The sequence below is a fragment of the Nitratidesulfovibrio liaohensis genome, from assembly GCF_011682075.1.
Classification (GTDB): Bacteria; Desulfobacterota; Desulfovibrionia; order Desulfovibrionales; family Desulfovibrionaceae; genus Cupidesulfovibrio; species Cupidesulfovibrio liaohensis.
In genome coordinates, this window is the sequence record NZ_VSMK01000772.1 from 1 (window position 1) to 563 (window position 563).

A 563-nucleotide genomic window follows, 5' to 3' on the forward strand; every position below is an offset into this window, starting at 1 on the left:
CGGTCGGCCCGGCCATCCTCGGTGCGCGCCTTGGCGATGGAGGCCAGTGCGAACAGCCCTTCGCCGCCCGCCTCGCGGACGGCCCGATGGACGGCGGAAAGCTGGCCCCGACCGCCATCGATCAGGACCAGGTCCGCCCACGGTGGGCCGGAAGCGATGCGCCGCCGGGCCCATTCGGCCAGGGCCGCGTAGTCGTCGCCCGCAGTGAGGGTAGGGGGCTGGTCGGTGTTGGTGGGGGAAGTTTCCGGTACTTCGGCCGCTTGGCCGTCCATTTTTTCGTCTGCTAAGTCGTTTGGCGGATCAACGGGCCGACCGTTCGGCAGACTGTCTGGCAGACTGCCTGACGCGTCGGTGGAGGGCCGGTCGGCGGAACTGTCGGCAGGACGGTCGAGGGCGTAGGCGCGCCAGGCGTCGCGCACCGGGCGTCCATCCTCGAAGACCACCATGCCCGCGCGGGTGGAGCGGCCCCCGGTGTGTGAAATGTCCACGGCCTCCACCCGGCGCACCGGCGCGGACAGGTGCAGGGCGCGGGCCAGCAGGTCGGGCAGGGGGGCTTCCGTCTC

1 pseudogene is annotated in these 563 nt (G+C 71.9%); it reads right to left on the minus strand.

The features are described from left to right. Window positions 1–563: pseudogene (gene uvrC, locus FVW27_RS21090) on the minus strand (excinuclease ABC subunit UvrC); the annotation flags it as partial.